Source organism: Bacillus sp. 1735sda2 (assembly GCF_024159245.1).
Lineage (GTDB): Bacteria > Bacillota > Bacilli > Bacillales > Bacillaceae > Bacillus > Bacillus pumilus_O.
Genome location: NZ_JAMYWZ010000001.1, coordinates 2145664 through 2170441 on the forward strand (window position 1 = coordinate 2145664; position 24778 = coordinate 2170441).

The window sequence follows — 24778 nt, forward strand, 5'->3', positions numbered from 1 at the left end:
GATCGGCTTTAGCTGATCTCTCTTATATTTAAACGATTGATCATCGGTTCGATTCCTTTGATTTGATGGTGCCTTAGCATAGCAGCAGCACGTTCTTGATTGATGCTCATTTTCGCATCATCCATTGGGCAGCTGAGCGGGACATCGCATTTGATCTCTGCCAATAGACGAGAAAGCTGCAAATCTTCTAACCCTGCTTGCATTTTCTTTTGCTGTGCAGCCGTTAGTTCATGGACATTTTCTAACAAACCGTCAATTGATTTATAGGTTTGAATAAATTTTAAAGCCGTTTTTTCTCCGATTCCTTTGACACCTGGATAATTATCACTTGCATCACCCATGAGTGCTTTCATATCAATGAGTGCCTTCGGTGATATTCCCATTTCCTCTTCAAATAAGGCTTTTGTATAATGCTTATAATTGCCAATTCCTTTTTGCATCAAGGCAACAGTCACTTGCCCATTCAAAATTTGCAGTAAGTCTTTGTCACCAGTTAGGACAGTCACACGTGCTTCTTTTTGGTAAAGCGCAGCAAGAGTACCAATGCAATCATCTGCTTCAAAGCCCTTTAAACCAATGTTCACAATTCCTAGTTCTTCTGTAGCTTCTTTTGCTAAATCGAATTGCGGAATGAGCTCGACAGGCGCCTCTCCACGATTTGCTTTATAATCTTGAAACAATTCGTTTCGATAGGTTTGACTCCCCATATCCCAGCAGCACACAATATGAGTTGGCTCAAATGTTTGTACAGCTGTTAATAAGTGTTTCAAATAGCCATTCACTCCATTTGTCGGCACACCGTGGTCATTTATCATAAAATTGCGATGGACGGCCGTGGCATAAAACGATCTGAACAATAGCGCCATTCCATCTACAAGCAGTACGTGTTTACTCATTCTTATAAACTCCCTTTTCAAAACAATACTCCTATTCTATCACAGAACGCAATACTAGACATAAAAAAGGCGCCTTCTTCTTTTGGAAAAGAAGAGGCAGCCTGTTTACTTTTGACCGTATTGCATTTTTTTTGATTCTGCTTCTGCATAGGACGGCATGTCTAATTGTTTAGGGTCACGCTCATCCTGCTGCTTTGTCTGTTGCTTTTTTTTTTCATGATCATTCCCCTTTCTCGGTACATTCATTAAGATGACCAAAAAAGCGAATGTTACTCTTTACTTCTGTTTCCGCTCGACATACTCCCTGACCATATCATTCGTCACAAGCTTACGCAATGGAACAATACCGCCTCGTGCAAGCTCATTCATCTTCGACGTAATGGCGTTGATCTCGTCTGTTGTAAATGGCTCGTTTTGCTCACATTTGAATACAGCCATCTCTATTGCTTGTTCTCTTTTCTGTTCAAGCTCAAGAAAAGACTGGATATGAGCATGCTGCTTTTGTGAGTGTGCGGAGATCTCTTCGTGTACGCTCGTCATTTTGTATCAACTGCTTTCTTTTTTATTTAGTCTACCATGAATCAAATGGATTTCAACTGGTTCTTCCATTCGTTTGTTTGTTCATAAACTTGTTCAATGACCGCCTGCTCTTTAGCATCTGTCGTGAGACTCGTGATAAATGTTTGTTTTTGTCCATTTAGCTGCTCGAGTGCTTCTGTTTCATATCTTTCCGTAAACGTCTTCACCATCATGTCGTACCTGCTTAGTAATTCTTCTTTTTCTTTATCTGCCCATTTCGTGGTTACCTGATGAAGAATGTCTCGAATCCCTTCAATAAAAGCAGCCTTACCATTCTGTTCAAAGAAAACTTTCGCTGATTTTTGTTTCTTTAGGATCGGTTCAAATGGCATCAGTTCAGCTTCGACTTCAATTTGTTTCAGTTCAGCATTTTTCTCTTCTGGCGGCGACAGTGAGAGAGAGAAGTAGGGATCACCTGCACATGCCGCCTGTAACCCTTTCTCCCACTCCTCTTGGAAGTATTGATGAATAAATGATTCCATCCGAATATCAAGTGCCTTTAACTCCTGTACAAATTCAAATTCATAATCCTTTAGTGCCTTCTCAAGTGCTTTTTTCAATTGCTGTCCGAAATTCCCTTGGGATATTCCAGGATAGAAGGCTGTCTTTAACAGATCATTCGCAAATAGTGACAGGCGCTGCACAATATGATAGAGCTGCTCAAGTAAGTCCTTTTTCACACTTTCTGTCACTAGCTTAGATTGTTTTACATGACTCATTTGATCAAGAATCGCTTCATACGATGCATCTATCTTCTTCTTTTCCGCTTGCTTCTCATCTTCTGACTGATGCAGCGTCGCATGCAGTTTGTCGACTGTTCTACATAACGTACCAGCTTCAAAATATAACAGCTCGATCGCATCTTTCGTTAATTCTTCCTCAATAAAATAGTCGAGCTGCTTTCTAAGCTTTGCGTATTGATTATAAGCCGTCTCTCCCTTTCCTTCGATCTCTTCCTTACTGGACACATGATGAAGGTTAGGGTTTCTTATGCCCTCTTTTGTAAGCTCATTTTTCACATAGTCAAAGACGGTGACAAGCTCTGCTTGATCCTTTGCGAGATCCGCTGCATTGATAATAAAGAACATTTTATCCATGCTAAATGAATCTTTTACAAGCCCAAGCTTACGTAAAAATGACCGATCTGCCTTCGAAAAAGAGTGCTGGTAGTAAGTTAAATAAAGAAGCGCATCTGCGTCTTTCATATATTGAAAGGCAATCTCTGTATGACGCTTATTCATACTGCTAGCGCCTGGCGTATCAACAATAGTCAGCCCTTTATCTGTTAGAGGTGTACTCAAATAAACCGTCACTTCCTTCACTACACAAGAAACAGCTTCTTCTGCCACGTATGGCCTCAGTTCTTGAAGAGTAACATGAAGCGGCGTTTGCTTCGTAATGTGATCAAGGAAACGGGTATGTGCATGTAAAAAATGTTCAACAATAATGCGGTGATCTTGTTCAAGCTGTCTTTTTTTCAGCGTTCGTTCGAGCTTTGATGGTAACGTCTCTCCCTTTTCGTCTGAGACCGGAAATCCTAGGATCTGATTGAGCTCCTCTAATATATCCTGTTCGGTTTTGAACACCACTTTGACACTTTCATGAGGATGATCTTCCGTCGGCCGAGTCAGCTTATTAATGGTTGCCGTTGTTGGTGTGGGAGAGGATGGCAGCACCTTTCTCCCAACGAGAGCATTTGCAAAGGAAGATTTCCCCGAACTAAAAGCCCCAAATAAAGCGAGTGTGAATTCTTTCGCTTGCAGCCGTTTTGTTCGTTTTTCAAAGGACTTTCTTTGAGATTGGAGCGCATCTAATGGCAATAAAATCTGAGAAAGCTGCTCAAACTGGGCAATCGACTGTGCCGTCGTGACATGCTGTGACTGACGCATTTGAGGTTGCTCTATCTGCTTGTTCGGTTTTTCTTGGTCTCTCTCTTCAGGTGGAATGGTCGCTAGATCCTGCTGTAGCTGGTCATGCTGCATTTGACTCTTTTTCGCGTAAAACCAATCTTCTTCGATTTTTTCATCCGTTCCATTTTGCCATATATCCCATAGATGCTGAATATCTCGCTTCATTTGTTCATTTTTTTTGGTACACTGCTCGAGTGTTTGGAGCTCTTTTGCAGACTGAGCCCATTTTTCTTGCTGTTCTACCCTATCTTCCATAAGCTTGGCTTTCAGCGATTCCACCATTTGTTCAATCAGTGGCATCGCTTGTTGCTTAGCCTGTCTTCTCAAGGCTTCGCCAGCATCTTTTGCATATTGCAGTACGTATTCATTGGAGAACGTTGCTCCATGATGAATCACACTTTCAAGAAGTGATTCTTGTACAGGTGTTTCAAACGCCATCACTTGATTTAATAAGTCTTCACCAAGTTGATGTTTTTTGACTTCTTTTTTTAGTAGCTCAGCAATATGCCAGTCCACTTCTGCCTTCATTCTCGCTTTGACATCTGTTAAGAAGTCAGTAGCCCGCTTTTCTTTTTCCTGCTCAGTTTTATTTTTAGCAAAAAGCAACCCCACTTTAAAACCAGGTGCTTTTGATTCAATATAGTCACTTGCGAGTTCTCTCATTTTAAATGGCGTTAGGTTGGCATTTTTCAAAATGCTCTCGACTTCATTAGATACTTCTTCTTCTAACTGTTTGGCTCCATTTTTAATGAAGTGAATTTTCGCTTCCCATTCTTTTACTTTTTTTCTTTTTTCTTCGAGCTGTGACTCAAGCTCCTCACCTTGCAGGTCTTCTTTTAACGAGTCAATGTGTTCTTTTAAGACATGCTCAATTTTCTGCTCCGTATAAGCTCGGAGTGAGGCCTTGGGCAATGTCTGTAATTCTTGCAGTTTTTTGATTAAACGAATCATTTCATTTCTTGGATGGGTCTCATCGGTTACAGATGTAAAGTATAGATGGTCTTCTTCAATCCCCTCTTTAAGGAGCATGTCAATCACTTGATTTTTGTAGTCTTCAAATGCTGTCTCATGCTCATCGTGCCGATCTACTTGATTCACGATGAAATATAGATTTGGCACTTTTTCTTTAATGGATCGAATGAAACGAATGTTTTCTTCAGAATGAACATGGTTGTAGTGAACGACATAAAAAAGAGCATCTGCTTGATGAAGAATAGAAGCAGCAGATAAAAAGTGCGCATGATCCGTTGAATCAATTCCTGGCGTATCAATCAGTGCCACATTTTCTTCAAGGCCTCTATAATCACCGCTAATTTCCACCATTTCAATCTGTTCTCCATCTTTACAGAAACGTTGTACAGCTTCTTTATCATAAGAGCCGCTCATTTTTGCAAAACGGCCATCAGAGGTGTGAAGCTGTACTTCACTTTCCCCTTTCCTCACGACGACCAAGTTTGCACTTGTTGGGATTGGGCTCGTTGGCAAAATGTGATCATGAAGCAGATGATTCACAAGTGATGACTTTCCAGCAGAATAGTGGCCGGTAAATGCGATATATACTTCTTCTTCTGCTTCCTTTTTGATAATCGATGCAAGTTTAGCTGCGCGCTCATGATCATTCCTTTTGAGAAGGCTTTGATATAAAGCCCCAGCAGTTTGAACGAGCGAATCTCGAATAGACAAGTCTTTCATGACGATAAACCCCTTTGTTTTTAGAAAAGTCAGTTATGTATGTGATACCATTTTACACAAAATAAAGAGATTTTTCTTCTGATCTGAGGAAATAAAAAAATCTGCTACCCGATCAGTCGCAATTGACTGGAATCAGGAAGCAGATTTTTTGGAGACACCTTTTAATACGAAGCCAATTAATAGGCTATATACACACACCGTACCGAGCAAGAAAATCATTGTCATGTGATCACCGTCCATCCTTCATGATTGAGAATGCTTATCATTAATGAAAGTGTAGCACAATTGATAATGATTTTCAATATTAATTTAGCAAATACTGATTTAATGCTTTCTCCTCTGTTTGAATTCGTACAACCATCATCCATGCATTTAAACATGTAAACAAAATGGCAGTGACATACGCTTCAAACAATAACGGAATCAGCAAAAGCTCAATCGCTACGACTACATAGTTAGGATGTTTCAACCAACGATACGGCCCTTTTTTAACAATCGTTGCGTTTGGCACGACTAAAATCTTTGTATTCCAGTACGTCCCAAGGGAACACAATGCCCAGTACCGAATGATTTGTGTAGCCATCAGGAAAAGGAGCAGTACAAGAAAATACTGTGATGGCCCTTTATGTAAAAGCCTTATCTCCACTATAAGTGAGAGAAAAAAGGCTGTATGCATAGCGACCATATAAGGATAATGACTCGCACCAAATTCAATGGCACCTATTGCTTTTACTTTCTTTTCATTTCTTTTGGCGACAAGCAATTCAATAAGTCGCTGACAAACGAAGAAACCGATGACAAACCAAACAATCATGACATGACCTCCTCCCACTTCATAAGCAGCAGCTCTGAGGAAAAACCCGGACCAAGTGCTCCGCAAAGCCCCAGTTCCTTCGCTTCAGCAGATTGATGTTCAAGGAAATGCTTGATGACATACAAAACTGTGGCAGAGGACATATTTCCGTGTTGTTTGAGGACTTCTTTTGAAGAAAATAGCTGATCCTCTCGTAAAGATAGACTTTCAACATACGCATCAATTACTTTTTTTCCACCAGGATGGGCTAGAAAAACGGACAGGTCTTTAGTTGAATATCCTTGCTCCTCTAAAAATTGATCCACCTGCTTTTTTAACCAGCCTGAAATCATTGATGGAATGTCACGTGAGAAAATAACCCGAAAGCCGTCACTTGTAAAGTCCCATCCCATCACATCCTCAGAATCTTTCATTGTGACGGATTGCGTGCTTAGTACTTTAGGGACCGTTTTTAAATGGGCATATTCAAGCGCAGCTTCTTCTCCAGTTAAAAGAACCGCTGCCGTACCGTCTCCAAACAAGGAGGTGCCGATTAAATTGCTTTTTGATTGATCTTGCGGCTGAAACGTTAAACTGCACAGCTCACAGGCAATAACAAGTACCTTTGCTTCTGGAAATGCCCTTATGTATTCATAAGCCCGCGACAGCCCTGCTGCACCGCCTCCGCACCCTAGACCCCAGATCGGTACTCGTTTCGTATAAGGAGAAAAAGGAAGGACGTTCATAAGTTTTGCATCTAGACTTGGGGTCGATAAACCGGTACTTGAAATAAAAAACAATGCATCAATCTCTTCAACTGGGACTGGCTTTTTCAGAAATGCCTTTTCTTGAAGACAATGTATGATTGCTTCTTTTGCATGAGTAAGGGCTTTTTCCAAATAGATATTGTTCTTCTCTTCAAAAGAGTGGTGCGTCCGATACCATTCAATGGGCTGCACAAACTGCCTACTATTAATTTCTCCATTTTGAAATGCTCTCAGCAGCCGGTCAATATCTTTAAACGATCGTTTAAATTGAGACCTTGCAAATTTGGCAGCTTTTTTCTGATCAACGTGATGCTTCGGGTGACTTGTTCCAACTGAAAGAATATATGCCATCGGCTTCACCTCTTTTTTCGGTTAATATCCCCTAATGAAAAAAGGATATACATGCCAAAACGTCACAATTCAGTCAAAACATTTTCCTCCGTCTAACTTTTTGTCTTGACGACAATTGATAAATATTGGATAATATAGGTGAAAACATGATGTAGTTTTCCTCCTTCACAGGTTCGTTCCAAGCCAAGCGAACCTGCTTTTTTATGCAAAAAAACACCTCTAAAAGAGGAGTGTTCAGACCGTAGGCACCCACACCTTCCATGAGTACCCTTTTAATGAAATCATCATGATACAACACTTTCATACGGAACCTCTTTTTCGCTTCGAGTTAATGGTCAAATCTGCTGCTATCTTAGCGTATACATATTAACGTTTCGATGTCACCTTTTTTGCTGATCAATACAAAGTAACAACCATAAATTTCTAATTTATTTGAATTTTCTATACAAAAGGATTTTTCCCACTATATACTTAATCAATATGAGCACCAAGAAAAACAGTGAAAAAGGAAAGAATCGACAACATGATTCGGCTCAAAATTTAATTGACTGGAGTGATTATCATGAAAAAGGTTTCCCCAAAAAAGACACCCTACAACACGATACTTCTCTCAAAGGTAATTGGTTTAGTGCTTCTTACACTGTTTCTCTTTTTTAGCTGGGATATGTCTAAACCCCATTTGCAGGCGACAAATGGGCAAGCAAAAGATCAGTCTACAAGAACATTGGATACACATTTTAAGACCAACCCAAACCAACAGGCAATGAATAAAACGGTTTTTTTAACATTTGATGATGGTCCTTCTGCTACATCAAATCAGCTGTTAAATGTATTAAAAGCACATCACGTGAAGGCGACGTTCTTTATGCTTGGACCGCAAATCCAAGCACACCAATCAGCTGTGAAAAGACTTTATCAAGAAGGACATCAATTAGGTCTTCATGGCATGACGCATGATAAAAATCTCTTTTATCAGAACAGCGAGTCTCCTGTAAATGAAATGAGAGAAGCTCAGCGTATTCTTGCCTCTGTTACAGGTGTCTACAGTCGTCTTGTGAGAACCCCTTATGGCAGTGTTCCAAATTTAACATATCATCAAAAAGTACGTTTAAACCAAAGTGGCTTTATTTACTGGGACTGGACGATTGATAGCCTTGACTGGAGATATAAAAACTCACAATATGTTCCAGAGGTATTGAATCAATTGCAAATGTTTGAGAAAAATAAACCATGGGAACCAAAAGTTATTTTAATGCATGATCAACCCTCTACCACAAACTATTTAGATAGCCTAATTATACAGCTAAAAGCAAGGGGCTATACATTTGCAGTCATTAACGAAACAATGCCGCCGGTACAACATTAATAGTGCTAATCACAAAAAGCAAAAGCCCGTATCCAAAAGATGCGGGCTTTCAGCTTGTAGACAAATCCTCACACGCTCCTTCTCAGAATCCTAGGGCTTCAAAGGTTTTTTATCAAGCTAAAAAGAAGACAAAGAGCTAAAATAAAAGGTCATTTTAGCTCTTTGTCCATAATCTGAACCCCTTCTCCAAGAGAGGGGTTTACATAGCAGATTGCTTAGGTTCTTCTACCAGGTCATGCCCGCTTTCTTTTTTAAAAGGAATCATGTGATAAATAATATGAAGCAAAATAGCGGTAAAGCTGCCGGCCACGATGCCATTACTTGTTAATAATTTGATTGATTCTGGCAGATGCTCAAACATTTGCGGCACAACAGTGACACCTAAGCCGATCCCCACTGAGCATGCAACAATGAGTAGGTTTTCCTGTTTGGCAAAATCCACACGCGAGAGCATTTTAATACCGTAGGCAATGACCATCCCAAACATGGCTACCATTGCGCCGCCAAGAACTGACTTTGGAATAATCGTCGTAAATGCAGCAATTTTAGGAAAAAGTCCAAATAACATGAGCAATGCGCCTGTCACAACGATGACTTGATTTTTCTTGACCCCTGTCAACTGGATCAACCCAACGTTTTGCGAGTAGGCTGTGTAAGGAAAAGCATTAAAGATACCACCTAATAACACAGCAATCCCTTCTGCGCGATAGCCTTTCGCTAAGTCTTTCTCTTTTAATGAACGGTTTGTTAAATCACCTAATGCGAAATAAACACCTGTTGATTCGACTAATGACACAATCGCAACTAACGTCATCGTCATAATCGGTGCAAATTCAAAGGTAGGCATGCCAAAATAAAATGGTTCAATCATGCGAAAAACTTGCGCATTCGCCACCTCAGCTGTTTCCACTTTCCCCATAAATGCAGCAACGGCTGTCCCAAGGAGAATACCGATTAATATGGCGATCGCCTTCATAAAGCCAGTTGTGAATCGATAGAGCAACACAATGATAAACAGCACAAGGAAAGCGAGGCCTAGATTTTCAAAAGAACCATAATCAGCACTTCCTTCTCCTCCTGCCATATTATTCATCGCTACTGGAATAAGGGTTATCCCAATAATGGTGACGACAGACCCTGTCACGACAGGTGGGAAAAATTTCACAAGCTTCCCAAAGAAAAAGGAAAGCAGAATGATGATACACCCCGAAGCGATAATACTTCCATAGATAGACGAAATCCCGTATTTAGAACCAATCGCAATCATAGGAGAAACTGCAGTAAACGTACATCCTAATACAACTGGCAAACCGATACCAAAGAAACGGTTTTTCCATACTTGAAGAAGCGTGGCAGCCCCGCACATAAAAATATCTGCCGAAATTAAGTAAGTCAGCTGTGCAGGTGTGAGGCCAAGTGCATCTCCCACAATGAGTGGTACAAGAACGGCACCAGCATACATCGCCAGCACATGCTGAATCCCTAGCGAGAGTGTTTTCGCTTTTTTAGCAGCACTCATGATTGTACCTCTCGTACAAACGTGACTTTTCCTTCCTCAAGTGATTCAATACGTGCAAGGGATTCGACGCGGTAGCCCATTTGAACAAGCGCATCTCTTCCTGGCTGGAATGACTTTTCAATGACAATACCAAATCCCGCTACTTTTGCTTTCGCCTGCTTTGCTATTGCGGCAAGTCCTTTAGCGGCTTCACCGTTCGCCAAGAAGTCATCGATGATTAATACACAATCTTTTTCACCGAGATGCGTATTTGAGACAGCGATCGTACTTTCTACTTTTTTTGTAAAAGAGTACACACTCGCTGTTAATAGGTTTTCTGTTAGTGTTAGTGATTGACGTTTTCGAGCAAAAACAACGGGTACTTGAAGAGCTAGTCCGGCCATCACAGCAGGTGCAATACCTGAAGACTCGATTGTGATAATTTTTGTAATGCCATCATGCTTGAATAATCTAGCAAACTCTTGCCCGATTTCATGCATTAAGACAGGATCAATTTGATGATTTAAAAAGGCATCTACCTTTAACACTTGATTTGACAGAACGATTCCTTCGTTCTCAATTTTTTGACGTAACAATTCCATCATTCTTCCTCCCAGCATATTGGCAAACATTTTCATTTTTCGCATAAAAAAAGCATTGCTGTCCATGAGGAGCAAGCAATGCGAAAACGATCCACGGATCTTCAACTCAAACAAGAGCTGTTTCATTTGCTCACTCATAGTCGGACAGTATCGGTGTCCGGTAGAAACTTGCGTGCCATCATCACGCGATTATATGAGTGTTATAGTGTTCAAATTATAACAAGATTTCAGACGCTTGGAAAGCACTTTTCTAGAAAAATACCGAACTTAAATAATAGATAAGATCAAAACGTTCGTTTTTAGAATATTCAAGCATCAAAAAAGCACCCTTCTGAGGAAAGGGTGCCATTTATTTAAGACAAATACAGTTTCGTATATTTATCAGTTAAATAATCGATTAAATATTGCACATTTAATTCCTCACCAGTCGCATCTTGAATGATTTCAGAAGGCTTTTTGCGTTTTCCATGCTGGTGAACATGAGTTGTGAGCCATTCTTTTATCGGTGCAAAAGACCCATTTTGAATCAACTCATCAAAATTCGGTAAATCTTTGATCATTTGGTTCTTTAGTTGCGCCGCATACATATAACCAAGGGCATATGAAGGGAAATATCCAAAGCTACCATCAGACCAGTGAACATCCTGCAAGATGCCAAGTGCATCATTAGGAGGCGTAATGCCAAGATATGCTTTATATTTTTCATTCCACAGTGCAGGCAGGTCTTCAACCGCCACTTCTTCATTGAATATCGCTTTTTCAATTTCATAGCGGATGATAATGTGAAGCGGGTATGTAAGCTCATCTGCTTCAATTCGAATATAAGTTGGCTTCGATTCATTCACTGCATGCACAAATGCTTCCAAAGAGACATCTTTAAACTGCTCAGGAGACGCTTCTTGAAGCTTTTGATAATACGTTTTCCAGAAGTCTTCATGCCTGCCAATAAAATTCTCAAAGAAAAGAGACTGTGATTCATGGATCCCCATTGATGTGCCATCACATAATAACGTTCCGCTCAGCGCCTCATCAATGTTTTGCTCATAGATGGCATGACCACACTCATGAATCGTGCCAAAAATCGCCATCCGAAAATCATGCTCATCATAACGGGTCGTCACACGAACATCCCCTCTGCTCAATGTCACAGCAAATGGATGTACTGTTGTATCCAGACGTCCTGCATCAAAGTCATACCCTAATTCTTTTAAGAAGAAAAGACTCAGTTCCTTTTGTTTGTCGATCGGAAAACTTTTCGTTAAAAATGAAGTATCCGGTTTATGAGGAGAGGCTTCGATTTTTTTCACGAGAGGAACAATGGCATCACGAAGTGCACCAAACTTTTGATCGAGCTGTTCAACCGTCATATCTGGCTCATAGTTATTGAGCAGCACATCATATGGTGTTTTTTTCACGCCCCAATATTGAATAAAACGCTTGTTAAAATCAATGAGCTGTTTTAAGTATGGTGCAAAGAGGGAAAAGTCTGATTTCTCCCTTGCTTCTACCCAGACATGCTCTGCTTTTGATTGTAAAATCGAGTATTCTTTAAATTCTTCTTTCGGAATTTTGCTGTTTTCATCATACTCTTTTTGTGATAATTCGAGCGCCTTTTGTGTATCTTTTGACAGCTCATCTCGGTGTTTATTTAATGCGTCAAGAAGATCTCTCATTTCATCAGAAGTCTTCATATTAAAAATATCACTTGATAATTGTCCGATCGTTTCAGCTCTGAAATCGGCGCTTTTTTTAGGCGCCTGTGTTCTAGAGTCCCAGTAAAGTAAATGGAGCGCCTCCGTATAGTGGGCGATTTTTCCTAGTAATTGATAAAACGCTTTCTCTTGTGCTTCAAGACTCATACGTTTGTTCCCCCAATCGATAAAATATGTATGTACGTTTCAAGGCTACTTCAAGGAATGTTCTTTTGTCAATGAAAAAGGAGGATACGCAGATGGTATCCTCCTCTCTTTTCTCGTTATATATGATTTAGGATGTAATGATTGGCTTCACTGGCAGAACGGATTCAATTTTACTTTGAAGCTCTGCATTTTCCTTATGGTCAAAGTAAATATGAATGGTTCCTGCATCTTGGCTTGTCCGAATCAGTCTTCCAATACCTTGTCGCAAGCGCAGTAGCATATACGGAAGGTCGACTTCAGCACGAGCATCCTTTGCTTCATTCCGTTTCGCCTCAAATACCGGATCATGAGGCGGGTATGGAAGTCCCCAGATGACCACATTTGTTAATGATTGTCCTGGAATATCCAGCCCTTCCCAAAGGTGAACAGAGCATAACACAGATGTCTCATCTGCTTGGAACTTTTGAACAATTGTACTGATTTCTTCGTCTCCCTCAAAGTACACGTCGAAAGGCAGTGATTCATTCGATGCCTCAAGCTGCTTTCTAAAGAAATGAAGTTCATCAAATGAAGGGAACAAAATGAGAGATCGTCCCCCATTATCTTTCAGCTGAGTGATCACTTGCTGTCCTTTTGCTTCTTGCTCTTGAAGCTGCTGAATCCCGTGGAAATAAATCTTCATTTGTTCATCGTAATCATACGGCGAAGCGACACTCATTGATAAGTAATCTTTAATCCCAAGACTTTCAGCTAAATAATCAAAGGATTGATTTTCAGACAATGTAGCAGAAGAGAAAATGTATGGTCTTTTTTGCGAGAATACCTTTTCACCAAGCACCTCTGCGACAGTCTTTGGCATCACAACAAATGTTGTATCTAATTCTTGTTTTTCAAGCCAGCTAATGGCATTTTTTTGATAAAGTGACAGAGAATACGCCATTTGTTCAATGTACTCTTCTACAACAGACAATTCGTATTGATCGATTGTATACATCTCTGATTCAAATACGAGTGCTTCTCCGATTTTTTCAAGTAAATCACACAATTCACTTGCAGAACGCTTCACCTCATCCACACGTCCAATTTCAAGTCGATGTGAGCCCTTGATTTCTTTGGCATGTGTTTTTAAGAGATAGAAGAACTCATCGTTTGTAGCAAGTGCATCTTCAACAAGTTCGGCAAATTCCTCACGTATATCGTTTTGAAGCAGGCGCTCTAAAAAGGTTTCGAGCATGGATTGCTTCACGCGGTATGTCAGTGCTTTTTGCGCGGCAAATTCAAGAAGGTGGCCTTCATCAAATACAACGGAACTATGTTCTGGAAGCAGCGGAAGCTGACCTTCGCGTTTGCGGGATTCCTTTGTCCACACATGCTCCATATAAAAATCATGAGAACAGATGATGAGGTCTGTTGCTTTCCGGTAATGATCTCTTGATAAATTCAAACCACAGCGATGACGCATATCACACGTCAAACAGTCCTGAAACGAGTCATAGCCAATACGTGACCATTCATCATTGGATAGCTCTGGGTACTCCTTCCGATCACCATACGGATAAAAGTTCTGCATCCCATGTGATTCATGAACAAACGAAGGAAGCGATTCATAAATATCGAGCCACTTCTCATCATCTTCACGCTGCATGGTTTTCTCTAATTTCTTTAAGCATAAATATTGATCATGCGATTTACTTAATCTCGCATCTATTTGAATATCAAGGTGATTGGCAATTTTATAGATATCACCCTCTTGTTTCACTAGCTGTTCAATTAACGTTTCGTCTGCACATGCAATAATCGCTGGTTTCCCTGTATACCTTGCATATGTGACCGCAAATAATAGATAAACGATGGTTTTGCCTGTGCCTACCCCAGCTTCGGCAAACATCACACTTTTTTCTTTAAAGGCTCTTTCTAATTGAAAAGCCATAAATATTTGTTCATCTCGAAGATCAAAGCCCTTTTCTGGCAAAATGTCATAGAACACATCACCAATCCAGTTGCCCAGTTCTTCGTAAAAATTATGTTCTTTTGATAATGAAAAAGGCAAACGAGATGCTGTCACCTGCTTCAACCCCCAACTTTTGAATCATTCAGACATTCTATAGTAACATTTATGCTGGGGAATGACAATATTTTTTATGACCGCAAACGATGTTGATACGTTTCTTTCATTAAAAAAGCATGCTCAGATCGCTCTATGTATGCCTGAGCAAGCGCTAAATCTTCAATGGCTGCAGTTAGCTGAGTAGATTGTCCACCTTCTTGCCCTTTCATTTCTTGAGCAGTCGAATCGAGTGCTTTTTGGATTAACTGAAATTGATCATATTGAATCATAGAGACACCTCTTTTTTTAAAATCAAGTTCAGTTTATTCCGTCCCATGAAGGTTTATACCTTTCTCGGGTAAAAAAAGCCACACCTTCTGTAGGTGTGGCCATTTTTTATGATTCAGTTGTCTGTTTTCTAGGTGGGCGTTTTCCCCAGTATTGGTAATAGTCTGTTTTAATAAAACCATTAAACAGTTTTCTCTTTTTCGTTGCTTTTCTACCAAAGCACTCTTCGAACTTTTCGTGTGACGTTAAGATATAAATGGACCATGTGTCTAGGCTTTTAAATGCTTCGCCCATTCCTTGATACATTTTTTCAACAGCTGGTTTGTCACTGAGTCGTTCTCCATAAGGCGGATTTCCGACAATCACACCGTAATCTACTTTTGTTTGAAAGTCTTTCACTTGCATTTGTTTAAACTCAATCAATTCGCTGAGTCCTGCTTCTTCCGCATTCATTTTGGCAATGTCTATCATCCGGTGGTCGATATCACTTGCAATAATGTGGAGCGGCTGATCATAGTTTGCTTTTTCTTCCACTTCGTGACGCGCTTTGTTCCATACGTCTTCACCAATCCATTCCCATGACTCTGAAGCAAAATCTCGGTTAAACCCTGGGGCGATGTTTTGTCCAATCATGGCCGCTTCAATAGCGATTGTTCCTGATCCGCAGAAGGGATCAACAAACGGACGGTCAGGTGTCCAGTTCGTTAATAGCACGAGTGCAGCCGCAAGGGTTTCTTTAATAGGTGCTCCGCCTTGATCCATGCGGTACCCCCGTTTATGAAGACCTACACCAGATGTATCAAGCGTGAAGACAGCTTTATCTTTTAAAAGGGCAACCTCAATTTTATACTCAGGCCCTGTTTCTTCAAGCCATTCAGACTGTATGTTGTAAGAGGATATAAGCTTTTGCGCGATCGCCTTTTTGACGATACGCTGGCAATCCGGCACACTGGCAAGCTGTGATTTCACAGATTTACCGATGACTGGGAACGTGCTGTTTTTCGGTAAAAATGCAGCCCAGTCAATCGCCTTTGTGCTTTCAAACAGCTCATCGAATGTTTTTGCCGAAAATTCAGCGACTTGTACCTTTATTCGGTCTGCTGTACGCAGCCAAAGGTTCGCACGGCAAATCGCAAGAGCGTCCCCTTCGAAAATCACTTTTCCGTTGTCTACTGTACAATCGTAGCCAAGGTCTCTTACTTCTTTTGCAACAATCGCTTCAATCCCCATTGGAGCCGTTGCGATAAGTGTATAGGTTTTCATTGATTTATCACCTGTTTTCTCGTCCTTTTATGTATTCCAAGATAAAAGCTCTCCATATGTTGAAATAGGAGAGCTTTGTTTTCATCATGTTTATAATAACGGATATAACGTTCTGTAAGCCATGTTTTGTTCCATTGTACTGCAAACGGCAAATGCCTCGTACTCAGGTGGTAATCATCTATCTACAGAATACTCTGTCCTTCTCTCCGTTTGGTTCCTTTGAGAAAGTTCCCCTACCAAGTTTGGGTTTCTCGCTCGAGGGGTTTACCGCGTTCCACTCTCACCATTTCTAGTGAGACTTCGTCACTGTGGCACTTTCAAGGATACTTTGCCATATCCTAAAAGGACGTAGGCATTTTTCCTGCCGTCAGCCTTTCCCAGGCTGCCCTGGCTTATCTTTTCGCCAGGCACGAACACTACGGGCATCTCAGCACCGTGCGAGCATGGACTTTCCTCTGCAATGTCTAAATGCATTGCAGCGATTACCCGAACGTTAATCAACAAGCGTTATTATAAACGACAATGACATGAGGCACAAGCTTTTTCAGCAAGGCTCAATCATAAAGTTTGCTTCCGAAAACGTGTTTCTCAAGGTTAGATAGTCTTTTTAAAATATCAAAGTTTGTTGTATTAGACTGTGCAGGCTGTCTTTTCCCTTGCTCAACGGCTTCTTCAAGCTGTTTAGACAAATGGAGGTTTTCTTGTTGAAGCTTTTCGATTTCTTGGTTGAATGTCTCATAGTCTTTAATGACCATATCTAAAAATTTATCGACTTCTTCTTGTTTGTATCCTCTGACACCTGTTTTAAATTCTTTTTCTAAAATTTCTTTCGCAGAAAGCTTTACTTTATCAGCAAGCATCTTTTTCACCTCATATCGTGAATTCATAGTATATTTTTTCAGAAATACGTGACGTTGTCAAATTTTCTCTTGCTTTTCATCAAAAAACGGATCTTCCGCCTCAACTTGCGCTCTCAAATCATCCATTGTGATGTACATAATGGGGTAATCGGTATAGTTTTCCGCTTCTTTGATCATGTACTTTGGCGAGCCATCATGTTCCGGATCATACAGAGCGAGGAGTCCATCTGTTTTTTCAATAAAAAAACGGTTCTTTTGTTTAAATTGTGCCGGACTTTCATATGGTCTATGCGTGACACTTTCTACAAAATCGGCCTGTGCAAGAATTCCTTCATACAACTCTTTGTTTTGTTCATTCCAGCGCTCTTCCTGGTCATAAAATGGCGTAATGACAGCAAGTTTTAACGCTGGATACTCCTCTTGAAGCTCAAATACCACTTCGGCTGTCCATATTTCTGCCCCAAGCTGGCCTGATATGACAACCCACTCCAGTCCATCTTCAATCAAAGCCGTCAGCCTTTTTTGAAGCTCCGCTTTTATGTATTGAAGTGCAGGCTCATCTTGTTTGAATATTCCAAGCTCAAATGGCTTGTACCCTGTGACAGCAATAATTTTCATTTTTTCACCTGCTTTTAAAAAAAGGGACTTATAAAAGTCCCTTTCCACTTTATCTGTTACAGCAAGGTCCACCGCAGTTAAAGTGTTGATGTGTTGCCGGGTCCACCTGAGAAAACGTATGCGGGAAGTAGTGAACATGTTTGAAATTTTGATGGTGAACATTTGTCACATGTTGCGGATGGATATGCGGCACAATTGTTGTGGAATCACTGTGTGTACAGCAATGATTCGTCGGATGAACAATTGGCTGTGTAACATTCGGGTGACAATGATGATGATGGTACATGTAGCATTCCCCTCTCCTTAATTTTCTTACATTAACAATGTATGAATTAAGGGGTGTACATGTACTAATGCATTAACCTATTTTAAAAGTTTGCAAGGAAAACATCCTTATAGTTTGAAAACACAAAAGCAACCAAAATGACAACAAGAAAAAACAAGTAGAAAAGACCCTTATACATGCTCTACGCTCCTCATTCAATATCTAACGTTATTTTACAGGATTCGTGACTTTTCTACAATAAAAGTGCTAAACAATTTTTATTTTCGGCCGAGAGCCGAACGTTGTCATGTTTTGCGCTTTCCCGGGCAATAATGTTTATTGCCCAGCTTTCCTCAAAAGCCGTTTTTTTCGCTTTTCAAGTTCTTCAGTTTCCCGCTGACTTAACGAGGAGAATGATAATAACGATTCAGTGACAGAAAGAGCTGATCTTGCATCTTTTTCACGATGTTCTTTATACTTCGCAAGCTCTATACCCGCTTTTAATGCTAAATGGACATCGCTTGATGCAAATAATTCCCACCATATTTGAACCGCTTGTTCCCACTTCTTTTGTCGTTTATATTGCAATGAAAGATCATAAGACGCCTGATTCGCATGCTCAAAATCAGCATTCGTTAATTCCTGCAAATGCTTTGTTGCTTCCTGTACATCCCGATGAGCAAGATGCCACCTAGCGAGCGCATACTTCTCATTGTGTTCCTTTACTGCATCCACAGATAGTATTTTTTTGGATAGATGAATGTAGAGACTGATTAACGATAAGACGTCTAATTCATTATGAGTCAAGATTCCTTCAATCAGCTTCGGGTTTTGTTCCTTTAAAAAATGAAAATAAATCATCGGTGCCAAAAACCCAGGCGTGTCGTTTTCACGCTGCACGTGCAGCTCTTCCTTTTCCACAACAGATAGCGCCATCCGTTCATATTTATGCTTCCACAATCGTCTAGATCCGTGCAAAAGATCAAAATGGCCGAATTCAGGAAGTGCTGGAATTTGATCTCTTAAAAGTGTATGTCTCGTTTTCACTTGCGGCCAATCAAATGATTTACCATTATATGTAACTAGCGATTCAACATTTACTTCATCTAGAAAGCTTTTGTAAAGAGCCACTTCATTTCCTGGATTGGTGAGCAGATGCTGTTTCACCACCACTTTGTCAGAAAAGACACGTGCGTGTCCAAGCAAGAAGATCATATTTCCCGTACCGCCAGATAATCCTGTTGTTTCAGTATCAAAGAAAAACAGCTCGTGCGGCTCGTACCCTTTAGCCGATAGCGAATGCTGGATGCCGCTTTCGTTCCATTGCTCAATGACTTTCGGCAGCTCCGCAAACGAATAGCGCCCATGCTGATCATCTAATGAATAGGTGACTTCCCGAATCAGACAAAAGGAATCCTCAAAATGATAAGGCGACACACCTAATGCTTCCCATTCTTTTAAAAATGGTATATTTTCTGAAGTCACAGGCTGAGGTTGTCCTTCTGATGTTTTCTGCCGGTTTTCTTGTGGCTGATTGTGCGATAGATGCTTTTTCATTCTGTTTAATTTCCCTTTTAAAGACATGAGCAGATGTCCCCTCCTTTCTCTTAAAATACGGACATCAATTCAACAATGCTCCTTTTTCCGTTGACCTCTTTCATTTCCATGCCAATGCAGGATGGACAGCCATTTTCACAGCGGCACCGCTCAATGAGCTGAATGGCTGCGCCTGCTATTTCATCGAAACGAGCTTGTACTTCCTTACTTAAACCGATTCCGCCAGGGTAATGGTCATATAAAAAGACCGTCGGTTTTCCGGTATGTGCCGCTTTAATTTGTGAAACCACATGAATATCAGAACGGTCACACATGACAAAAGCAGGTACAATGTGCTGAAGAACATTTGCGATGCCTAGTAGGAGCTGTTCAAGTGTCTTCTCTTCAAATCTCCGCTCTGCCTCGTGTAATTCAAACCAAGCCGCACTCGTATGAATTTCTTCTTCTGGTAAGTGAATCGGTCCAGACCCGATATTTTCACCAGTACTCAGACGGATTTTTTTAAATATTGTAGGCATTGCGTTGACAGTCACATCACCGAAGTGAACAGATACAGCTTCTTTCTCTGTCGTCTGATCGATTTCAAGTACCTTAAGTTGAACAGCTAAATTCGCATCTGTATAGTATTCTACATCTACTTGTTTCACATAAGCCTTCAGATGCTCATAATCTAGCTTTTCCACTTGATACTGAACCCCTTCGTGTAAATAAATGGCCTCATCATGGAGCAGCGTCATCGCACTGAAACGGTCCATCTCGCCAATAATCCGAACATTCGCCACATCTGATTGATCCACAATCACGACATTTTCCTGACTTGCAGACCGGAGGCTGATGCCATGTGCCGGGAATGACTGATCTGACCAATAATACCGATTCCCGCTAAAATGGAGAACGCCTTCCTCATGTAAGTATTGCAAAATCTCTTCTACGTCCATGTCGCCAAACTGTTCATCCTCCCGAAACGGAAGCTCGTAGGATGCACATTTTAAATGATCCACTAAAATAATGAGGTTTTCTGGGTTAATTCTGGCAGCTTCAGGCGGTCTATTAAAGAAATATTCAGGGTGTCTGACAATATATTGGTCAAGGGGTGAGGAACTTGCCACCATTATAATGAGTGCTTCCTCATGACGTCTTCCAGCACGGCCTGCCTGCTGCCATGTACTCGCTACACTGCCAGGATACCCGGTCATGATACAAACCTTGAGCTGACCTATATCCACACCTAATTCAAGTGCGTTCGTACTGACGACACCTAGAATGTCTCCTTCTCTCAATCCTTTTTCAATCACGCGCCGCTCTTTTGGTAAATAGCCTCCGCGATATCCACGAATTGATTTTGGACCGATCTCTTTTTTCACTAGCTCTTGAATATGACTTAAAATCACTTCAACTCTTACTCTGCTTCTAGCAAAAACAATCGTTTGGATTTTTTCCTTTAAAAAAGTTTTAGCGAGTTGATTAACGACAGTGGCGGCACTTTGTCTAATATTTAGTGGTTTATTCACAACTGACGGATTGTAAAACACAAAATTCTTTTTACCGCTAGGTGCCCCGTTCCGCTCAATCAAATGCATCTTGCTTCCCGTTAGCTGCTGCGCAAGCTCTTTTGGATTCGCAATTGTTGCGGACGTACAAATGAAAATCGGATCACTTCCATAAAATGCACAAATTCGTTTTAACCTGCGAATCACATTCGCCACATGACTACCAAATACGCCTCGATATGTATGCAGCTCATCTATGACAATATACTTCAAATTCTCAAACAAGCTGACCCATTTTGTATGATGAGGCAAAATGGCTGAATGTAGCATATCTGGGTTTGTGATGACAATGTGTCCTGCTTGTCTGACTCGCTGCCGAATGGCAGGAGAGGTATCCCCGTCATATGTTTCACTATGAATCGGAACATCCATCTCGTGGATGATCTCGTTAAGTTCACTCTTTTGGTCTTGTGCGAGCGCTTTTGTTGGGAATAAATAAAGGGAGCGACTTGTCTGATCTTCAACGATCGACTGAAGGACTGGCAGGTTGTAGCAAAGTGTTTTACCTGAAGCTGTTGGTGTGACAGTTACGACATGCTCCGCGTCCATCACACGTTCAAAAGCTTCCTTTTGATGAATGTAGAGTTCACTCACGCCTCGTTTCTCAAGCGCCTTTTTCAGCTTTTCATTCACTCTTTTAGGCAACGGAGAGGTCTGTGCAGGCTTCGCTTCAATTTCATGCCAATGTTCTACCTGTGCATCTTTTTTTAATTCTTCTATGAGTTCGTTCATTGTTTTCTTTTTCATATCGCATCACCTCTCTTACATAGTGTACCGAATATTTGTTTGCATGACTAGGCGGCAATTTTTTGATACGGAGCTTATGAGCAAATACTTTGAAGTGTTGTAACAGTATCTATTACACTTCTATAGTGAAATGATTTTATCAAGGAAGAAGATGATGAGAGTGAAAAACGAATTTAAGCCTTTATTTGAACCATTTACGTTTCCAGGAGGTGCGTCGATTGATGGCCGGTTAGTTGTTGCGCCAATGACACACTTCGGTTCTCACGAGGATGGCACTATTTCTAAAGAGGAAATTGATTTCATTACAGCTAGATCTAGTGATATGGGCATGGTGATCACAGCATGTGCGAACGTGACTCCAGATGGTAAGGCATTTGAAGGACAGCCTTCTATCGCAAGAGATGAAGATATACCTGGCCTGAAAAAACTAGCTTCTGCGATTCAGGCAAAGGGAACAAAAGCCATCATTCAAATTCATCACGGCGGCTCTCAGGCTCTCCCTCACCTAGTTCCAAATGGTGATGTGGTTGCGCCAAGTGACGTGTTTAAAGATGGAAAACAGATGGCACGTTCTTTAAAAGAAGAGGAAATTGTCCATATTATTGACTCTTTTAAAGAAGCGACAAGACGAGCGGTCGAAGCAGGATTTGACGGTGTGGAAATCCACGGTGCAAACGGTTATCTATTACAGCAATTTTACTCCCCGCATAGCAATCAGCGGACAGATCAGTGGGGAGGAAATGAAGAAAAGCGTCTAGCTTTCCCTATCGCTGTTGTGGATGCAGTAAAAGAAGCAATCGAAAAGCATGCGACAAAACCGTTTATCTTTGGATATCGATTATCCCCTGAAGAACCAGAAACGCCTGGTTTAACGATGACAGAGACGTTTACCTTAGTCGATGTTCTTAAAACGAAAAACCTTGATTATTTGCATATCTCTTTAATGGAGATTGACTCTAAAGCAAGACGCGGTGCAGATACGGATAAGACGCGTATGGAGCTGCTCAAAGATCGCTGTGGCGATACTCTTCCGCTCATCGGTGTAGGCAGCGTCATTACAGCCGAAGATGCACTAAGTGCCTATAACCAAGGAATTCCGCTTATCGCTGTCGCACGTGAACTGATCGTCGACCCAGATTGGGCAAAGAAGATTAAAGAAGGCAGAGAAAGCGAGATTGAAACTGTCATTAAACGAAGCCAAAAAGGTCAGTATTTGATTCCAGAAGGATTGTGGTCTGTTATGGAAGCGAGTAAAGGCTGGGTTCCGATGGAAGATTAATGTCATCAAAAAAACTACCCTCATGGAACTGACCCCATAAGATGAGACAAATAAAAAACACCTTCAAGTTTGAAAAAGGATCGTTGTGATCCGAAATAAAACATGGAGGTGTTTTTTCTATGGGGACAAGAGTGAGTTATCCGGTTGAAGTCAAACAGAAGGCTGTGGAAATGAGGTTGGCAGGCGTACCTATGAAAGAGATCATGCAGAAATTGAATATCAAGAATAAGACGCAGGTTCAGACATGGGTGAGATGGCATAAAGCTGGGGATACACACAGGTTCGAACAACCTGTTGGAAAACAATATACCTATGGAAAGGGTCCCGAGTACTCTTCTGAATTAGAGAGACTACAGGCAGAAAATCGCTATTTGAGTCAACAGAATGAAGTTTTAAAAAAGTACAACGAATTGGAAAGGAAGTTGATAAGGAAACGTCAATCAAACTCGTAGAAGAATTGTGCAAAACGATGACGGTACAGGACATCTGTGTCCATTTAGGTATCTTACGTACTTCGTATTATAGATGGAAAAAGGATTTGACTCAGACTCATTCTAAAAGACAACTAGAGAAACAGGTCGGCACGTTGTGCCGAAAGCACAAATATCGATATGGTTATCGGAAAATCACAGCCATACTAAAAATGAGAATGCGTATTAACCATAAAACTGTTCAACGTATCATGCAGAAAAACCAGTGGCAATGCCGGGTTAAAATGAAAAAGCGTAAGAAGAATGGGCAGCCTTATGCCGTAGCCGGTAATATACTGGATCGGAATTTTCAGTCTGATCGCCCTCTTGAAAAATTAGTAACGGACATCACGTATTTGCCTTATGGACAGAAACAATTGTACCTTTCCAGTATATTGGATTTATATAATGGAGAAGTGATTGCTTTTACGATTGGTGATAAGCAGGACACAGACTTTATCTTAAACACACTTAATCAGCTCCCAGCACTGCCTGAGAATTGCGTGTTACATAGCGATCAAGGTTCTGTGTATACATCTTACGAGTATCAAAAAGCTGTTCATATAAAAGGCATTACCATGAGCATGTCCCGTAAAGGGACGCCCGCTGATAATGCCTCCGTCGAATCGTTTCATTCCTCACTAAAGTCTGAAACGTTCTATCTTAACAGGATTGATCGTACTACGACCACCATCGTAGAACGCACTGTCAAAGAATACATTTATTATTATAACAACATTCGTATTCAAACGAAACTAAACAACCAATCACCGATAAACTATCGGCAATTGGCTGTATAAAGGTGTTTTGATTCCTGTCTCAAAAACGGGGGTCAGTCCCCATACATTTGGGTAGTTTTTTTTTCTATTATTTTAACTTAACGGTAAAAAGCTTAGATGTCTGTTTTTCAACAGTTCCCTTTGGTTCTTTATAGAGTTGCTCGATCAAGTCACCATTCATAATGACAATCGGCGTCACTGTGCTTGCCGCTTTCTCTTCAATCAGTTCTAAATCACACGTAATGAGAGGGTCACCGATCTTCACTTTATCTCCCTCTTTGATGTGCGCTTCAAATCCTTCACCATTTAATCCCACTGTTTCAAGTCCGATATGAATCAGAAGCTCAAGCCCTGAGAGTGTTCGAATGCCAATTGCATGTTTTGTATGGAAGAGCTGAATGATTTCACCCTCTACTGGTGACACAATTGTGCCACTATTTGGTTTGACTGCTACGCCGTCTCCCATCATCTTTTGAGAAAAAACAGGGTCTGGTACATCCGTCATATCCATTAACTCTCCATCAGCTGGAGAATAAATGATTTCTTCCTTTACATCATCTTGGTTTTTCCCGAAACCGAATAATTTTTTCAGCAATGTCAATTGCTCCCTTCAAGCTTTGCTTCTAGATCTATTCCGTGTATGAAACGCTGCGCTCATACACCTTGCTTCATTCAACACTATTTAATCATAATTTTTTCCTCTCATCAATTGATAACCGCCTGAGTCCTTTCTGCATAGGCT

22 protein-coding genes, 1 other RNA gene and 1 riboswitch are annotated in these 24778 nt (G+C 40.8%); of the genes, 3 read left to right on the forward strand and 20 right to left on the reverse strand.

Going from position 1 to position 24778, the window contains the following annotated elements:
• Window positions 1-8: 8 nt before the first annotated feature.
• From NKR21_RS11030 to NKR21_RS11055, 7 genes are all read right to left on the reverse strand, one after another.
• Window positions 9-896 carry a 5'-3' exonuclease gene (locus NKR21_RS11030; RefSeq protein ID WP_144457562.1) on the reverse strand — a complete coding sequence of 296 codons (888 nt, stop codon included), beginning with the start codon at window positions 894-896 and terminating at the stop codon, window positions 9-11.
• Window positions 897-1001: 105 nt separating this feature from the next.
• Window positions 1002-1154, reverse strand: coding sequence for a hypothetical protein (locus NKR21_RS11035; RefSeq protein WP_186299659.1), 153 nt, complete (start codon window positions 1152-1154; stop codon window positions 1002-1004).
• 18 nt (window positions 1155-1172) lie between these two features.
• A complete protein-coding gene (locus NKR21_RS11040; protein ID WP_012010324.1) occupies window positions 1173-1436 on the reverse strand; it encodes a YpbS family protein in 264 nt (87 codons plus the stop codon).
• Between the two features lie 41 nt (window positions 1437-1477).
• Window positions 1478-5077, reverse strand: coding sequence for a dynamin GTPase (dynA, locus tag NKR21_RS11045; protein WP_144457564.1), 3600 nt, complete (start codon window positions 5075-5077; stop codon window positions 1478-1480).
• Between the two features lie 132 nt (window positions 5078-5209).
• Complete coding sequence (gene fbpC, locus NKR21_RS21195; RefSeq protein ID WP_306172627.1) at window positions 5210-5317, reverse strand: Fur-regulated basic protein FbpC; 108 nt, start codon at window positions 5315-5317, stop codon at window positions 5210-5212.
• 64 nt (window positions 5318-5381) lie between these two features.
• Window positions 5382-5891, reverse strand: coding sequence for an isoprenylcysteine carboxyl methyltransferase family protein (locus tag NKR21_RS11050; protein WP_144457566.1), 510 nt, complete (start codon window positions 5889-5891; stop codon window positions 5382-5384).
• Window positions 5888-6988, reverse strand: coding sequence for a type III polyketide synthase (locus tag NKR21_RS11055; RefSeq protein ID WP_144457568.1), 1101 nt, complete (start codon window positions 6986-6988; stop codon window positions 5888-5890). The genes NKR21_RS11050 and NKR21_RS11055 overlap by 4 nt, the downstream gene beginning before the upstream one ends.
• Window positions 6989-7550: 562 nt before the next feature.
• Here NKR21_RS11055 and NKR21_RS11060 point away from each other — a divergent pair.
• Window positions 7551-8354: a polysaccharide deacetylase family protein gene (locus NKR21_RS11060; protein ID WP_144457570.1), complete on the forward strand. Its 804-nt coding sequence runs from the start codon at window positions 7551-7553 to the stop codon at window positions 8352-8354.
• A gap of 199 nt (window positions 8355-8553) precedes the next feature.
• Here the strand turns inward: NKR21_RS11060 and pbuX are convergent, their stop codons facing one another.
• From pbuX to NKR21_RS11120, 12 genes are all read right to left on the reverse strand, one after another.
• Window positions 8554-9873: a xanthine permease PbuX gene (gene pbuX / locus NKR21_RS11065; protein WP_144457572.1), complete on the reverse strand. Its 1320-nt coding sequence runs from the start codon at window positions 9871-9873 to the stop codon at window positions 8554-8556.
• Window positions 9870-10454 carry a xanthine phosphoribosyltransferase gene (gene xpt, locus NKR21_RS11070; protein WP_003215672.1) on the reverse strand — a complete coding sequence of 195 codons (585 nt, stop codon included), beginning with the start codon at window positions 10452-10454 and terminating at the stop codon, window positions 9870-9872. Before xpt ends, pbuX begins: the two co-directional genes overlap by 4 nt.
• Window positions 10455-10571: 117 nt before the next feature.
• A riboswitch (purine riboswitch) is annotated at window positions 10572-10671 on the reverse strand.
• Window positions 10672-10807: 136 nt separating this feature from the next.
• Complete coding sequence (locus tag NKR21_RS11075; protein ID WP_144457574.1) at window positions 10808-12313, reverse strand: carboxypeptidase M32; 1506 nt, start codon at window positions 12311-12313, stop codon at window positions 10808-10810.
• A 127-nt stretch (window positions 12314-12440) separates the two neighbouring features.
• Window positions 12441-14378: an ATP-dependent DNA helicase gene (locus tag NKR21_RS11080; RefSeq protein WP_088001049.1), complete on the reverse strand. Its 1938-nt coding sequence runs from the start codon at window positions 14376-14378 to the stop codon at window positions 12441-12443.
• A gap of 74 nt (window positions 14379-14452) precedes the next feature.
• Window positions 14453-14650 (reverse strand): hypothetical protein, encoded by a 198-nt coding sequence (locus NKR21_RS11085; protein WP_088001047.1) that lies wholly within the window; start codon window positions 14648-14650, stop codon window positions 14453-14455.
• Window positions 14651-14756: 106 nt separating this feature from the next.
• A complete protein-coding gene (locus NKR21_RS11090) occupies window positions 14757-15911 on the reverse strand; it encodes a THUMP domain-containing class I SAM-dependent RNA methyltransferase (protein ID WP_144457576.1) in 1155 nt (384 codons plus the stop codon).
• A gap of 110 nt (window positions 15912-16021) precedes the next feature.
• Window positions 16022-16405, reverse strand: an RNA gene (gene rnpB / locus NKR21_RS11095) — RNase P RNA component class B.
• Window positions 16406-16465: 60 nt separating this feature from the next.
• Window positions 16466-16771: a cell division regulator GpsB gene (gpsB, locus tag NKR21_RS11100; protein ID WP_012010336.1), complete on the reverse strand. Its 306-nt coding sequence runs from the start codon at window positions 16769-16771 to the stop codon at window positions 16466-16468.
• 57 nt (window positions 16772-16828) lie between these two features.
• On the reverse strand, window positions 16829-17389 hold the full coding sequence (locus NKR21_RS11105; RefSeq protein ID WP_254109572.1) for an SLOG family protein: 561 nt from the start codon (window positions 17387-17389) through the stop codon (window positions 16829-16831).
• A 49-nt stretch (window positions 17390-17438) separates the two neighbouring features.
• Window positions 17439-17675, reverse strand: a complete 237-nt coding sequence (gene cotD, locus NKR21_RS11110; protein ID WP_144457580.1) for a spore coat protein CotD — start codon at window positions 17673-17675, stop codon at window positions 17439-17441.
• Window positions 17676-17990: 315 nt separating this feature from the next.
• The gene (locus NKR21_RS11115; RefSeq protein ID WP_144457582.1) at window positions 17991-19238 is read right to left on the reverse strand and encodes a ribonuclease H-like domain-containing protein; all 1248 of its coding nucleotides are present in this window, start codon (window positions 19236-19238) and stop codon (window positions 17991-17993) included.
• Window positions 19239-19261: 23 nt separating this feature from the next.
• A complete protein-coding gene (locus tag NKR21_RS11120; protein WP_144457584.1) occupies window positions 19262-21508 on the reverse strand; it encodes a DEAD/DEAH box helicase in 2247 nt (748 codons plus the stop codon).
• Between the two features lie 160 nt (window positions 21509-21668).
• Between NKR21_RS11120 and NKR21_RS11125 the strand changes: the two genes are divergently transcribed.
• Window positions 21669-22787, forward strand: coding sequence for an NADH-dependent flavin oxidoreductase (locus NKR21_RS11125; protein ID WP_253602587.1), 1119 nt, complete (start codon window positions 21669-21671; stop codon window positions 22785-22787).
• Between the two features lie 119 nt (window positions 22788-22906).
• Window positions 22907-24057 (forward strand): IS3 family transposase gene (locus NKR21_RS11130; RefSeq protein WP_253602515.1). Its coding sequence is split into 2 segments (ribosomal slippage): window positions 22907-23180 and window positions 23180-24057, totalling 1152 coding nucleotides; the frame shifts between segments, so codons are not numbered across the junction.
• Window positions 24058-24124: 67 nt separating this feature from the next.
• Here the strand turns inward: NKR21_RS11130 and NKR21_RS11135 are convergent.
• Window positions 24125-24631 carry a PTS sugar transporter subunit IIA gene (locus NKR21_RS11135; RefSeq protein ID WP_144457921.1) on the reverse strand — a complete coding sequence of 169 codons (507 nt, stop codon included), beginning with the start codon at window positions 24629-24631 and terminating at the stop codon, window positions 24125-24127.
• Window positions 24632-24778: the final 147 nt, after the last annotated feature.

Bases quoted from the DNA above. Each gene is read 5' to 3' on its own strand.
- NKR21_RS11030 (WP_144457562.1), bottom strand. From the start codon at position 896: ATGAGTAAACACGTACTGCTTGTAGATGGAATGGCGCTATTGTTCAGA.
- NKR21_RS11040 (WP_012010324.1), bottom strand. From the start codon at position 1,436: ATGACGAGCGTACACGAAGAGATCTCCGCACACTCACAAAAGCAGCAT.
- dynA (WP_144457564.1), bottom strand. From the start codon at position 5,077: ATGAAAGACTTGTCTATTCGAGATTCGCTCGTTCAAACTGCTGGGGCT.
- fbpC (WP_306172627.1), bottom strand. From the start codon at position 5,317: ATGGACGGTGATCACATGACAATGATTTTCTTGCTCGGTACGGTGTGT.
- NKR21_RS11050 (WP_144457566.1), bottom strand. From the start codon at position 5,891: ATGATTGTTTGGTTTGTCATCGGTTTCTTCGTTTGTCAGCGACTTATT.
- NKR21_RS11055 (WP_144457568.1), bottom strand. From the start codon at position 6,988: ATGGCATATATTCTTTCAGTTGGAACAAGTCACCCGAAGCATCACGTT.
- NKR21_RS11060 (WP_144457570.1), top strand. From the start codon at position 7,551: ATGAAAAAGGTTTCCCCAAAAAAGACACCCTACAACACGATACTTCTC.
- pbuX (WP_144457572.1), bottom strand. From the start codon at position 9,873: ATGAGTGCTGCTAAAAAAGCGAAAACACTCTCGCTAGGGATTCAGCAT.
- xpt (WP_003215672.1), bottom strand. From the start codon at position 10,454: ATGGAATTGTTACGTCAAAAAATTGAGAACGAAGGAATCGTTCTGTCA.
- NKR21_RS11075 (WP_144457574.1), bottom strand. From the start codon at position 12,313: ATGAGTCTTGAAGCACAAGAGAAAGCGTTTTATCAATTACTAGGAAAA.
- NKR21_RS11085 (WP_088001047.1), bottom strand. From the start codon at position 14,650: ATGATTCAATATGATCAATTTCAGTTAATCCAAAAAGCACTCGATTCG.
- NKR21_RS11090 (WP_144457576.1), bottom strand. From the start codon at position 15,911: ATGAAAACCTATACACTTATCGCAACGGCTCCAATGGGGATTGAAGCG.
- gpsB (WP_012010336.1), bottom strand. From the start codon at position 16,771: ATGCTTGCTGATAAAGTAAAGCTTTCTGCGAAAGAAATTTTAGAAAAA.
- NKR21_RS11105 (WP_254109572.1), bottom strand. From the start codon at position 17,389: ATGAAAATTATTGCTGTCACAGGGTACAAGCCATTTGAGCTTGGAATA.
- cotD (WP_144457580.1), bottom strand. From the start codon at position 17,675: ATGTACCATCATCATCATTGTCACCCGAATGTTACACAGCCAATTGTT.
- NKR21_RS11115 (WP_144457582.1), bottom strand. From the start codon at position 19,238: ATGTCTTTAAAAGGGAAATTAAACAGAATGAAAAAGCATCTATCGCAC.
- NKR21_RS11120 (WP_144457584.1), bottom strand. From the start codon at position 21,508: ATGAAAAAGAAAACAATGAACGAACTCATAGAAGAATTAAAAAAAGAT.